Genomic DNA, 14,607 nt, shown 5'->3' with positions numbered 1-14,607 from the left:
GTCGGCGGCGGACAGGTGGCGCTCGGCTACCACGCGCGTCCGGAGCTCACCGCGGAGAAGTTCGTCCCCGACCCTCTCTCCGGTGAGGCGGGCGCGCGGCTGTACCGCACGGGAGACCGGGCCCGCTGGCGCGCGGACGGCGCCATCGAGTTCTTCGGCCGGCTCGACGGTCAGGTGAAGGTGCGCGGCTTCCGCATCGAGCTGGGTGAAGTCGAAGCCGCACTGCGCGACGCCCCGGGCGTGCGCGCGGCGGCGGCGATGGTGCGCGAGGACGTGCCCGGCGACAAACGGCTGGTGGGCTACGTGGTGCTCCAGCCGGACACGGCCTGGGAGCCGGAGGCGCTGCGCCGCAACCTCGCGAGCCGCCTGCCGGAGTACATGCTGCCCACCGCGCTGATGCGGCTGGACGCGCTGCCGGTGATGCCCACGGGCAAGCTGGTGCGGCGCCTGCTGCCCGCGCCGGACGTGGACAGCCTCCGGGGCGTGGCGCCGCTCGTCACGCCGCGCAACGCGCTGGAGCAGCTGCTCGCGGACATCTTCGCGCAGGTGCTGGGCCTGGCCCACGTCGGCATCACCGACAGCTTCTTCGACCTGGGCGGCCACTCGCTGCTGGCCACGCAGGTGACGTCGCGCCTGCGCACGCAGCTGGGCGTGGAGGTGCGGCTGCGCGAGGTGTTCGACGCGCCCACGGTGGAGTCGCTCGCCCGCCGCATCGAGGGCCGCGTGCCCGAGGCGGAGCGCAGGCCCCGTCCGCCCGCCATCACCGCGCGGGCCGGTGTCACGTCCGCGGAGCTGTCCTTCGCGCAGCAGCGGCTGTGGTTCCTGGACCAGTACCAGCCCGGCAGCGCGCTCTACAACATGCCCGCCGCGCTGAGCCTGGAGGGCACGCTGGACGTCGCCGCGCTCGCCGACGCCTTCACGGAGCTGGTGCGCCGGCACCAGGTGCTGCGCACCACGTTCCAGGTCATCGACGGCACCGCCGCGCAGGTCTTCGCGCCCCCCGCGCCCTGGACGCTGCCCGTCGAGTCGCTGGAGCACCTGCCGGAGGAGGAGCGCGACGAAGCCGCGGGCCAGCTCGCGAAGGACGAAGCGCGCCAGCCCTTCGACCTGTCGCGAGGACCGCTGCTGCGCACGCGCCTGCTGCGCCTCGCGGACACCGAGCACCTGCTGCTCGTGACGATGCACCACATCATCTCCGACGGCTGGTCCATCGCCGTGCTCATCCACGAGATGGTCGCGCTGTACGAGGCGCGGCTCGCGGGCCGGGCCTCGCCGCTGCCGGAGCTGCCCATCCAGTACGCGGACTACTCCGCCTGGCAGCGCGAGTGGCTGCGCGGAGAGGTGCTGGACGCCCAGGTCGACTACTGGCGCAAGCAGCTGGAGGACGCGCCGCCCGCGCTGGAGCTGCCCACGGACCACCCGCGCACGGCGGACTCCCACAACCCGGGCACGTGGCTGGAGGTGGAGCTGTCCTCCGAGCGCGTGCAGGCCCTGAAGACGCTCTGCCAGAAGGAAGGCGCCACGCTGTTCATGGGCCTGCTCGCGGGGCTCCAGGCGCTCCTCGCGCGCTACTCGGGCCAGGACGACATCTGCGTGGGCGCGCCCGTCGCGGGCCGCACGCAGGCGGAGACGGAGGGCCTGGTGGGCTTCTTCGTCAACACGCTGGTGATGCGCACGCGGCTGGACGGAGACCCGTCGTTCCGCGAGCTGCTGGGCCGCGTGAAGGACGTCACGCTGGGCGCGTTCGCGCACCAGGACGTGCCGTTCGAGAAGCTGGTGGAAGTCCTCCAGCCGCCGCGCATGCCGGAGCGCACGCCGTTCTTCCAGGTGGCGCTGGTGATGCTCAACACGCCCTCGGCGGAGCTCACCGTGCCCGGCATCCAGCTGAAGCTGCTGGAGCTGGACAGCGGCACCGCGAAGTTCGACTTCACCTTCACCCTCAGCGAGTCCCCGCAGGGCATCCGGGGCGCGCTGGAGTACCGCACCGACCTGTACGAAGCGGCCACGGCCGAGCGGCTGGTGGGCCACCTGCAAGCGCTGCTCGACGGCGCGGTGGCCCGTCCGGACGCGCGCCTGTCCACGCTGTCGCTGCTGTCGCGGGCGGAGCGGCAGCAGGTGCTGGTGGACTGGAACACCCGTCCGGGCATCGCGGTGGACTCGACGGTCCACGGCCGCGTGGAGGCCCAGGCCGCGCGCACGCCGGATGCCGTAGCGGTGACGTTCGAAGGACAGCGGCTCACGTACGCCCAGCTGGAGCGCCGGGCCAACCAGGTCGCCCATCGGCTGCTCGGGCTTGGGGTGCGCACCGGGGACCGCGTGGGGCTGTGCGTGGAGCGCTCGCTGGAGATGACGGTGGGCGTGCTGGCCATCCTCAAGGCGGGCGCGGCCTACGTGCCGCTGGACCCCACCTACCCCGCGGAGCGCCTGTCGCTGATGCGCGAGGACGCGGGCATCCGCGCGGTGCTGACGCAGGCGCGCCTGGACACGCAGGCGCCCGGCGTCGCGGTGGTGCGGCTGGACACGGAGGCCGCGCTGCTCGCGCGCCTGCCGGAGTCGTCCCCGGCCGTGGCCGTGCCGCTGGAGTCCCCCTGCTACCTCATCTACACGTCGGGCAGCACCGGCAAGCCCAAGGGCGTGGCGATGGCGCACGGCGCGCTGGACCACCTGCTGGCGTGGCAGTGCCAGCGCGCGGTGAAGCCAGACGCCACGACGTTGCAGTTCGCCGCGCTGAGCTTCGACGTGTCGTTCCAGGAGATGCTTTCCACCTGGAGCGCGGGCGGCACGCTGGTGGTGCCCACGGCGGCGGTGCGCCGGGACATGCCGGCGCTCCTGCGCCTCATGGCGGACGCGGGCGTGGAGCGGCTGTTCCTGCCGTTCGTCGCGCTCCAGTCGCTCGCGGACGCCGTGGAGCACGGCGCCCCGCTGCCGGAGCGCCTGCGCGAGGTCATCACCGCGGGTGAGCAGTTGCAGGTGACGCCCACGCTGGTGGCCTTCTTCGAGCGGCTACCGGGCTGCGTGCTGGAGAACCAGTACGGCCCCACGGAGACCCACGCCGTCAGCGCGCTCCGGCTGCAAGGCGCCCCGTCGTCGTGGGAGCGGCTGCCGTCCATCGGCGCGCCGCTGCCGGACACGCAGCTGTACGTCGTGGACGCGAGCGGCCAGCCCTGCCCCGTGGGCGTGCAGGGCGAGCTGCTCATCGGCGGCTTGCAGGTGACGCCCGGCTACCACGGGCGTCCGGAGCTGACGGCGGAGAAGCTGGTGCCCGACGCGTTCTCCTCCGTGCCCGGCGCGCGGCTGTACCGCACGGGTGACCGCGCGCGCTGGCGTGCGGACGGGACGCTCGACTTCCTGGGCCGCGTGGACCACCAGGCCAAGGTGCGCGGCTTCCGCGTGGAGCCGGGAGAGGTGGAGGCCGTCCTGCGCGGCCTGCCCGGCGTGCGCGACGCGGCCGCCGTGGTGCGCGAGGACGTGGCCGGGGACAAGCGCCTCGTGGGCTACGTCGTCCTCCCGCCCGACGCGGCGTGGGAGCCGGACGCCCTGCGCCGTCAGCTCGCGAACCGCCTGCCGGAGTACCTGGTGCCCTCCGCGCTGCTGCGGCTGGAGGCCCTGCCGCTCACGCCCAGCGGCAAGCTCGCCCGCCGGATGCTGCCCGCGCCGGACGCGGACAGCCTGCGCGGGGAGGCGCCCTTCATCGCGCCGCGCACGCCGCTGGAGCAGACGCTGGCGGACGTGTTCGCGCAGGTGCTGGGCGTGCCCCGGCTGAGCGTGACGGACCACTTCTTCAGCCTGGGGGGCCACTCGCTGCTGGCCACGCAGGTGACGTCGCGCCTGCGCACCGCCCTGCGGCTGGAGGTGCCGCTGCGCGAGCTGTTCGAGTTCCCCACCGTGGAGGGACTGGCCCAGCGGCTCCAGGGCCGGATGTCCGCCGGGACGCGCAAGGGCCTGGCGTCCAGCATCGCGCCGCGCGCCATTGAAGCGCCGGTGTCCTTCGCGCAGCAGCGGCTGTGGTTCCTGGACCAGCTCCAGCCGGGCCTGCCCGTCTACAACATGCCCGCCGCGCTGCGCGTGGAGGGCGCGCTGAATGCCGAAGCGCTCCAGCGCGCCTTCACGGAGCTGGTGCGCCGTCACCAGTCGCTGCGCACCACCTTCCGCGCTCGCGACGGCCGGCCCGTGCAGATCATCGGCCCCGCCACGGTGTTCCCGCTGACGGTGGACGACCTGCGCGGCCTGACGCCGGAAGCGCGCGAGCAGGAGGCGCGGAAGCGGGCCCAGGCCGAGGCCCGCACGCCGTTCGACCTCTCCAAGGGACCGCTCCTGCGCGCCGGGCTGCTGCGGCTCGCGGAGCAGGAGCACCTGCTGCTCGTGACGCTGCACCACATCGTCTCCGACGGCTGGTCCATGGCCGTGCTCATCCGGGAGCTGGGCGCGCTCTACGAGGCCTTCTCCGCCGGGCGGCCCTCGCCCCTGCCGGACCTGCCGCTCCAGTACGCGGACTTCGCCACGTGGCAGCGCGACGGACTCCAGGGCGAACCCCTGGAGGGGCTGCTCGCGTACTGGCGCAAGCACCTGGAGGACGCCCCGCTGACGTCGGAGCTCCCCACCGACCGGCCGAGGACCGCGGACACGGCCCAGCCCGGCGCGCTCCTGCGGGTGTCACTGCCCGCGAAGCTGACGAAGGACCTCGCGGCCCTGTGCCAGCGGGAAGGCGCCACGCTGTTCATGGGCCTGCTCGCGGGGCTCCAGGCGGTGCTCGCGCGGCACACCGGCCAGGACGACGTCAGCGTGGGTGCCCCCATCGCGGGCCGCACCCAGGCGGAGACCGAGGGCATCATCGGCTTCTTCATCAACACGCTGGTGATGCGCACGCGGCTGGACGGCGACCCGACCTTCCGCGAGCTGCTCGGCCGCGTGAAGGACGTCACGCTGGGCGCCTACGCGCACCAGGAGCTGCCCTTCGAGAAGCTGGTGGAGGCGCTGCAACCGCCCCGGCGTCCGGGCCTGGCTCCGTTCTTCCAGGTGGCGCTCACGCTCCAGAACACGCCGACCGTGGCGCTGGAGCTGCCCGGCGTCACCTTCAAGCCGCTGGACACGGCCAGCGGCACGTCCCGCTTCGACGTGTCGCTCACCTTCTCCGAAGGGTCCTCCGGCCTGACGGGGCTCCTGGAGTACCGCACCGACCTCTACGACGAGGCGACCGTCACGCGAATGATGGAGCACCTGCGGCTCTTGCTGGAAGCCGCGGTGGCTCAGCCCGCGAGACGGCTGTCCACGCTGTCCCTGCTCTCCGACGCCGAGCGGCACCGCGTGCTGGTGGAGTGGAACGCGACGGGCACGCCGTATCCGCGTGACACGGCCGTGCACGCCCTGTTCGAAGCCCAGGCCGCGCGCACGCCAGACGCGGTGGCGGTGGAGTACCAGGGCCGGACGCTCACGTACGCGCAGCTGGACCGCCGGGCCAACCAGCTCGCACGGCACCTGCGCGGAAGCGGCGTGAAGCCGGGGGCACGCGTGGCGCTGTTCCTGGAGCGCTCCGTGGAGCAGGTCGTCGCCGTGCTGGGCATCCTCAAGGCGGGCGCGGCCTACGTGCCGCTCGACACCGAGTGGCCCCTGGAGCGGCTGACCTTCCTGCTGGAGGACACCGGCGCAGCGCGGGTCCTCACCACGGAGGCACTGGCCGGGCATCTGCCCGCCACGGCTCCCGCGATGCTGTGGCTGGACACGCAGGCCGGGCTGCTCGACGCGGAAGCCGATACAGCGCTCCCGCCGTCTTTGGGAGGAGACGCGCTCGCGTACGTCCTCTACACGTCCGGCACCACCGGCCGGCCCAAGGGCGTCTGCGTGCCGCACCGGGCCATCGTCCGGTTGGTGATGGGCACGACGTTCGCCCGGTTCGGACCGGACGAGGTCTTCCTGCAACTGGCCCCGCTGGCCTTCGACGCATCCACCTTCGAGCTGTGGGGCTGCCTGCTGCACGGCGGGCGGCTGGTGCTCGCGGATCCGAAGGCGGCCTCGATGGAGGAGCTGGGCCGCACGCTGGAAGCGCACCACGTCACCACGCTGTGGCTCACGTCGGCCCTCTTCGAACAGCTGGCCGCCACGCAGCCGGAGTCCCTGGCCCGCGTGCGCCAGGTGCTCGCCGGGGGCGACGTCCTGAACCCGGAGCGCGTGCGCGAGCACGTGGCCCGGGCGGGCCTGCTGGTGAACGGCTACGGCCCCACCGAGGGCACCACCTTCACCACCTGTCACGTGATGACCGACGCGAGCCTGGTGGGAGCGCCGGTGTCCATTGGCCGGCCCATCGCGAACACGCGCGTGTACGTGCTGGATGCGCTCCTGCGGCCCGTGCCGGTGGGCGTGCCCGGGGAGCTGTACCTGTCCGGAGACGGCGTGGCCTGGGGCTACCTCCAGCAGCCCGCGCTCACGGCGGAGCGGTTCCTGCCGGATCCGTTCGGCGAGGTGCCAGGAGCGCGGATGTACCGCTCCGGGGACCGGGTCCGCTGGAAGGCGGACGGGGCGCTGCACTTCCTGGGACGCCGCGACGCGCAGGTGAAGGTGCGCGGCTACCGGGTGGAGCCCGGAGAAATCGAAGCCGTGCTCCTGGAGCACGCCCTGGTGCGCGAGGCGGTGGTCCTGGCCCGCGACGACATGCCGGGAGGCCGCGCGCTGGTGGCCTACGTCGTGCCGCGCGCCATGCCGACAGGCGGTGGTGCCCAGCTGGACGTCGCGGGGCTCAAGACGTGGCTGCGGGAGCGGCTGCCGGCGTACCTGATGCCGTCGGCCATCGTGGTCATGGCCGCGCTGCCCGTCACGCGCAACGGCAAGGTGGACCGCCGCGCGCTGCCCGCGCCGGTGGTTTCGGGCGCGCAGGAGGGCGTCGTCCAGCCGCGCACGGACACGGAGGCCCGGCTCGCGGCGCTGTGGAACGAGCTGCTGGGAACGCAGGGCACGGGCGCGCTCGACGACTTCTTCGAGCGTGGCGGCCACTCGCTGCTGGCGACGCAGCTGCTGTCGCGCATCCGCGCCACGTTCGGGGTGGAGCTGCGGCTGCAGGACCTCTTCGAAGCCCGCACGCTGGAGGCCCAGGCGGCGCGGGTGGACGGCACCCTCGCGCGCACGGTGCGGCTCCAGGCGCCGCCGCTGCGGCCGGTGCCGCGTGAAGGCAACCTGCCGCTGTCGTTCGCGCAGCAGCGGCTGTGGTTCCTGGACCAGCTCCAGCCGGGCCTGCCCGTCTACAACATGCCGGTCGCGCTGCGGCTGCACGGCGCGCTGGACCTGGCGGCGCTGGAGCGCGCCTTCACGGAGCTGGTGCACCGCCACGAATCCCTGCGCACCACGTTCGCCTCGCACGGAGGCACGCCGGTCCAGGTCATCTCACCCCGGGCGGCCTTCCCGCTGCCGGTGGAGGACCTGCGCGGGTACTCCGGGCCGGAGCAGGAGGCGCTGGCGCGGCGACTGGCCGAGGAGGAGGCGCGTCAGCCCTTCGACCTCGCGAAGGGTCCGCTGCTGCGGGTGCGCGTGCTCCGGCTGTCGGAGCAGGAGAACGTGCTGCTGGTGACGATGCACCACATCGTCTCCGACGGCTGGTCGCTCGCCGTGCTCATCCGGGAGTCGGTGGCGCGCTACGCCGCCACGGTCGCGGGCCAGCCGCTGACGTTGCCGCCGCTGCCCGTGCAGTACGCGGACTACGCGGTCTGGCAGCGTGAATGGCTCCAGGGTGACGTGTTGCAGGCGCAGCTGGACTACTGGCGCCACCAGCTCGCGGGAGCACCCGACGCGCTGGAGCTGCCCACGGACCGGCCGCGCACCCCGGGCTCGCGTCAGCCGGGCGCGAGCTTCCACCTGTCCCTGCCCCGGAAGCTGGCGCAGGACGTGACGGCGCTGTGCCAGAAGGAAGGCGCCACGCTGTTCATGGGCCTGCTCGCGGGCTTCCAGGCCGTGCTCTCCCGCTGGGCGAACCAGGACGACGTCAGCGTGGGCGCGCCCATCGCGGGCCGCACGCGCGAGGAGACGGAAGGGCTCATCGGCTTCTTCGTCAACACGTTGGTGCTGCGCACGCGGCTGGACGGCAACCCCACCTTCCGCGAGCTGCTGGGCCGGGTGAAGCGCGTCACGCTGGACGCGTATGACCACCAGGACGTGCCGTTCGAGAAGCTGGTGGAGGTGCTCCAGCCCAAGCGGCAGGCGGAGCACACGCCGTTCTTCCAGGTGGCGCTGGTGATGCTCAACACGCCGTCGGCGGAGCTGTCGCTGCCGGGGCTGCGCATCGAACCGCACGCGGTGGACGCGGGCACGGCCATGTTCGACCTCTCCGTGACGCTCACGGAGAAGCCGGACGCGCTGGAGGGCTCGGTGGAGTACCGCACCGACCTCTACGACCGGAGCACGGTCGAGCGCCTCATCGGGAACCTGCGGGTCCTCCTGGAGGAAGCCTGCCGCCACCCGGAGCGGCGCCTGTCGGACCTGCCCCTGCTCACGGAAGAGGAGCGGCGCCAGGTGCTGGGCGAGTGGTCCCGGTCGCAAGCCGAGGCCCCGCGCGACACGTCCGTGCACGCGCTGTTCGAAGCGCAGGCCCGCGCCACGCCGGACGCGGTGGCCATGGAGCATGAAGGTCAGGCCGTCACGTACCGGGAGCTGGATGCCCGTGCGGATGCGCTCGCCCGGAGCCTGAGGGCCCAGGGAGTGCGCACCGGAGCCAGGGTGGCCCTGTTCCTGGAGCGCTCGCACGCGCTGCCCGTGGCGCTGTTCGGCGCGTTGAAGGCGGGCGCGACCTACGTGCCGCTGGATCCGTCCGCGCCGTCGGAACGGCTCGCGTTCCAGCTGGAGGACGCTGGCGCCACGGTGCTCCTCACCGAAGCAAGGCTGCGCGACCGGCTCCCGCCGTTCCAGGGCCGCATCGTCGAGGTCGCGTCCACACTGAAGTCGTCTTCGACGGGAGTACCGCATCCGGCTTCGGCCGCGAGCCCGGTTGTCACGGGACTCCAGGTCGCATCCGCGATGAAGCCGTCCTCGACGGGATCACCGCATCCGGCTTCGAGTCCGAGTCCGGCTGTCACGGGACTCGATGCCGCATCCACGCTGACGTCGTCCTCGACGGGAGCACCGAGCCCGGCGAGCGTCATGAGGCTTGAGGCCGCGTCGACAGTGAAGCCGTCCTCGACGGAAGCGACACGCCCGGCTTCGGCCGCGAGCCTGACCGCGGCTGTCCAGGCACATGTGGCCGAGGCCACCGAGCAGCCCTGGATGGACGCCGTGCTTCCGGACGTGCCCGCGGACCTGCCCGCGTATGTCCTCTACACATCGGGCAGCACGGGCCAGCCCAAGGGCGTGCTGGTGTCCCATCGCTCGCTCGTGAACCACGCGACGTGGATGGGCTCCACGTTCGCGCTGAAGGCGGGCGACCGGCAGCTCCAGCTCGCCGCGCTGGGCTTCGACGCGTCCGCGGCGGAGCTGTTCTCCACGCTCCTGTCCGGCGCGACGCTCGTGCTCGCGCCTCCGGACGTGCCTCGCGACACCGCGCTCCTGGCGGACCTGCTGTCGCGCCAGCGCATCACCGTGCTCCAGGCCGTGCCCTCCGTGCTGCGCTTCCTCGCGGCGGAGCCCGCCCTGAAGCAGGCCACGCACCTGCGCTGGCTGTTCTGCGGCGGTGAAGCGCTGACGCCGGACCTGGCCACGCGGCTGCGCTCCGTGCTGCCGGCGGTCCAGCTCGTCAACGCCTACGGCCCCACGGAATCGACCATCGACGCCACGTGGTCCCCCGTCACCGACGACGCGTCCGGCGCCACCGTGCCCATCGGCCGCCCGGTGGCCAACGCCGAGGCCTACGTGCTCGACGCCGCGCTGCACCCGGTGCCCATCGGCGTCCCGGGCGAGCTGCACCTGGGCGGCGTGCCCCTGGCGCACGGCTACCTGGGCCGCTCTGCCCTCACCGCCGAGCGCTTCATCCCCCACCCCTTCGCCACCGAACCCGGCGCCCGCCTGTACCGCTCCGGAGACCGGGTCCGCTGGCTGTCCGACGGGCGCCTCCAGTTCCTCGGCCGGCTCGACCAGCAGGTGAAGCTGCGCGGCCTGCGCGTCGAACCCGGCGAAGTCGAAGCCGCGCTCACGCTCCACCCCAGCGTCCGCGAAGCCGCGGTCCTCGTGCGCGAGGCCGGAACGCACGGCCCCACGCTGGTGGCCTACGTCGCGCCCCACACCGCGCGCCCCGTGGACGCCGAAGCCCTGCGCACCTTCCTCCGGCGCACCCTGCCGGAGGCCCTGGTGCCGTCGGACTTCGTGCTGCTGGAAGCCCTGCCCCTCACGGCCAGCGGCAAGGTGGACCGCCGCGCGCTCCCGGCGCTCCAGACCCGGCGGCCCATCACCCCGCGCATCGCCCCGCGCACGGAGACGGAAATCCAGCTCGCCGCCCTCTGGAACGAGGTCCTCAAGCAGGACGCGGTGAGCGCGACGGATGACTTCTTCGCCCGGGGCGGCCACTCGCTGCTCGTGGCGCAGCTGGCGTCGCGCATCCGCACGGCCTTCCAGGTGGAGCTGCCGCTCCAGCTCCTCTTCGAGGCCCGCACGCTGGAAGAACAGGCACGTCACCTGGACACGCTCATGCAGGGCGGCGCGTCACTCCAGGCGCCGCCGCTGCGCCCCGTGCCGCGCGAGGCCCGCATGCCGCTGTCGTTCGCGCAGCAGCGGCTGTGGTTCCTCGACCAGCTGGAGCCGGGCACCTCCACGTTCAACGTCCCCATCGCCCTGCGCGTGGAGGGCGCCCTGGACGTGGGCGCGCTGGAGCACTGCTTCCAGGAAGTGATGCGCCGTCACGAATCCCTGCGCACCGTCTTCCAGGACGGCCCGGAGGGACCGTCGCAGGTCATCCTGCCCGCGCTCACGCTGCCGCTCGAACAGGTGGACCTGAGCGCCCTGCCCCAGGACGCACGCGAGGCGGAGGCCCACCGCCTGGAGGTGGAGGAGGCCCTGCGGCCCTTCGACCTGGCCCGGGGCCCCATGCTGCGCGCCCGGCTCCTGCGCCTGAGCGAAACCTCCCACCGCGTGCTGATGACCATGCACCACATCGCGTCCGACGGCTGGTCCATGGACGTGCTGGTGCGCGAGGTGAGCGCGCTCTACGTCGCCCACCAGCAGGGCCGTCCCTCGCCGTTGCCGCCCCTGGCCATCCAGTACGCGGACTACGCGGCCTGGCAGCGCCAGTGGCTGCAGGGCGACCTGCTGGAGAAGCAACTGGATTACTGGCGCCACCAGCTGGCGGGAGCCCCCGCGGTGCTGGAGCTGCCGCTGGACCGTCCCCGTCCCGCCGTGCGCGCCCACCGGGGCAGCATCGTGGCGAGGACGACGGAGCCCGCCCTGATGCAGGGCCTGGAGCGGCTGGCCGTGGACCGGAAGGCCACGCTGTTCATGGCGCTGATGGCGGCCTTCCAGGGTCTCCTGCACCGCTACAGCGGCCAGACGGACGTGGTGGTGGGGACCGACGTGGCCAACCGCGACACCGCGGAGACCGAGGGCCTCATCGGCTTCTTCATCAACCAGCTCGTGGTGCGGCTGCGCATGGACGGCAACCCCACCTTCGTGGAGCTGCTGGAGCAAGCGCGGCGCGTGTCCCTGGACGCCTACGAGCACCAGGCCCTCCCCTTCGAGGAGGTGGTGCGCGCCGTGAACCCGGAGCGCAGCCGCGCGCACGCGCCGCTGTTCCAGGTGAAGCTCATCCTCCAGAACACGCCGCACACGGCGCTGGAGCTGCCGGGCCTGACGCTGAGCGTGGATGCCACGAACACCGCCGCCGCGAAGCTGGACCTGACGGTGTCCATGACGCCCACGCCGGAAGGACTGGTGTGCGCCTGGATGTACGACCGCGACCTCTTCGACGAGGCCACGGTCGAACACATGGCGGACCGCTTCCACGCGGTGCTCGCGAGCATCGTCGCCCACGAGGGGACGCTGCGCCTGTCGGACTTCCCCATGCTGCCGGCGGCGGAGCGGCAGCGGTTGCTGGGGACGTTCAACGACACCGCGCTGCCGTACGCGGAGCGCTGCATCCACGCGCTCATCGCGGAGCAGGCGGCGCGGACGCCGGAAGCGCTGGCGGTGGTGGCCCCGGATGGGACGCTCACGTACGCGGCGCTGGAGCGGCGGGCGAACCAGCTCGCGCACCTGCTCCAGCAGTACGGCGTCGCGCCGGAGACGCGCGTGGGGCTGTTCGTGGAGCGGCGGGCCCATGCGCTCGTGGGCCTGCTGGGCATCCTCAAGGCGGGCGGCGCCTACGTGCCGCTCGACCCCGGTGCAGCCAGTGCCCCGGAGCGGATGCGCCAGGTGCTCAAGGGCGCGGGCGTGCAGGTCATCGTCACCGACGAGGCCCTGGCGGACGAGCTGCCCTCGCAGGGCGAGCTGCTGGTGAGCCTGGACGCGGACGACGGACTGCTGGACGCGCAGCCGGAGGAGGAGCCCGTCACCGGCGTCCTGCCGGCACACGCGGCCTACGTCATCTACACGTCGGGCAGCACCGGCCAGCCCAAGGGCGTGGTCATCGAGCACCGGCAGCTCGCGGGCTACGTGGCGGGCGTCAGCGACCGGCTGGCGCCGCCGGAAGGAATGTCCTTCGCGACGGTGTCCACGCTGGCCGCGGACCTGGGCCACACGGCGGTGTTCCCCACGCTGTGCAGGGGCGGCGCGGTGCACCTGGTGGACCGGGACACGGCGTCGGACGCGGGCAGGCTGGCGGCATACGGCCGGACGCACGCGGTGCAGGGGCTGAAGATCGTCCCCACGCACCTGGAGGCGCTGCTCGCGGGTCAGGACGCGGCGGACCTGCTGCCGGGCCGCCGGCTGGTGCTGGGCGGCGACACGGTGTCGTGGGCGCTGGTGGAGCGGGTCCACGCGCTGTCACCGGACTGCGAGGTGTTCAACCACTACGGCCCCACGGAGACGACGGTGGGCGTGCTCGCGCAGCGGGTGGAGCGCGGCGCGAGGACGCAGGGCACGCGGTCGGTGCCCCTGGGCCGGCCGCTGGGCAACGTGCGCGTGTACGTGCTGGATGCGTACGGGCAGCCGGTGCCCACGGGCGTCCCGGGTGAGCTGTTCATCGGCGGCGCGACGGTGGGTCGCGGCTACCAGGGCCGGCCGGACCTGACGGCGGAGCGCTTCGTGCCGGACCGCTTCGGCACGGAAGCGGGCGCCCGGCTGTACCGGACGGGCGACCGCGTGCGCTGGCTGCACGACGGCCGCATCGAGTTCCTGGGCCGCGTGGACCACCAGCTCAAGATTCGCGGCTACCGCGTGGAGCTGGGCGAAGTCGAAGCCGTGCTCGCGCGCCATCCCGCCGTGAGCGAGTGCGTGGTGGTGGCCCGCGACGACGCGGGCCAGGGCCGTCAGATCATCGCCTACGCGGTGGGCAGGTCCGAGCAGGCCTTGGACGAAGCCGCGCTGCGCGGTCACCTGACGAAGCTGCTGCCGGACTACATGGTGCCCTCGGCGCTCGTGGTGCTGGGCGCCCTGCCGCGCACGTCCAACGGCAAGGTGGACCGCAAGGCCCTGCCGGAGCCGTCGCGCTCCGGTGAGGACACGGGCCACGTCGCGCCGCGCACGCCCACCGAGCAGCGGCTGGCGGCGCTGTGGCAGGAGCTGCTGGGCGTGCCCCGCGTGGGCGTGCACGACAGCTTCTTCGACCTGGGCGGCCACTCGCTGCTCGCCACGCAGGTGGTGGCCCGGGCGGGCGCGCTGTTCGACGCGAGGCTCGCGGTCATCGACCTCTTTGAGGCACCGACCCTGGAGGGGCTGGCCGCGCGCATCGACGCGGGCACGAGCTCGGACTCGCCGCTGGTGGTGCTGCGCAAGGGAGGCGCCCGGACGCCCTTCTTCTGCGTGCACCCGGTGGGCGGCAGCGTGCTGGGCTACCTGGAGCTCTCGCGGCGCATGGACGAGGACCAGCCCTTCTACGGCCTCCAGGTGCCCAGGGACGGCGCGGGCCCGACGGTGGAGGCCATGGCCACGCGCTACCTGCACGCCGTGCGGAGCGTGCAGCCCACGGGCCCGTACCGCCTGGGCGGCTGGTCCATGGGCGGACGCGTGGCGTACGAGATGGCGCGGCAGCTCCGCCTGGAAGGCGAGGCGGTGGAGCTGCTCGTCGTCATCGACGCGATGGGCGAGGAGCCCGCCACCACGCAGACCCTCACGCCGGACGAAGCCGTGGGCCAGCGCGTGCTGGAGTTCGCGGATCACCTCACCCGGCTCGCGGACGTGCATCCCCGCGCCGCGGAGGTGCTGGTGCTGGTGGATCCGGTGGAGCTGCGTTGGGTGCTGGAGGACACGCCCGGCGTGGACCTGGGCCTGGAGGAGGCCGCGTGCGACGAGCTGCGCGAGCTGTGGCGCCGCTTCGGTGGGAACCAGGCGGCGTCGCGGGCCTACGTCCCCGGGCCGTATGACGGAAGCCTCGTGCTGCTGCGCGCGGCGGAAGGGCCGGAGGCACCGGAGGACCTGGGCTGGCGCCCGCTCGTGCACGGTGGCGTGACGGTACACACCGTGCCGGGCGACCACTTCACCCTCATCCGTCCGCCCCATGTGGACGCGCTGGCCGAGCGCCTGCGCGCGCTGCTCACCGGAAGGAACGGATAG

1 protein-coding gene (only partly in view) is annotated in these 14,607 nt (G+C 73.3%); it reads left to right on the top strand.

Annotated elements, in window-relative coordinates:
- A protein-coding gene (locus tag NR792_RS35315) for a non-ribosomal peptide synthase/polyketide synthase (RefSeq protein WP_375757105.1) crosses the window boundary here: on the top strand, window positions 1-14,607 show its 3' end. 14,781 nt of this gene lie to the left of the window's left edge; only the last 14,607 of its 29,388 coding nucleotides appear in the window; its start codon lies off the left edge, out of view; it ends in the stop codon at window positions 14,605-14,607.

This window comes from Corallococcus exercitus (assembly GCF_042231735.1).
GTDB lineage: Bacteria > Myxococcota > Myxococcia > Myxococcales > Myxococcaceae > Corallococcus > Corallococcus exercitus_B.
The sequence above is the reverse complement of the archived record's forward strand: the minus strand, read 5'-3'. Positions and strand labels throughout refer to the sequence as shown.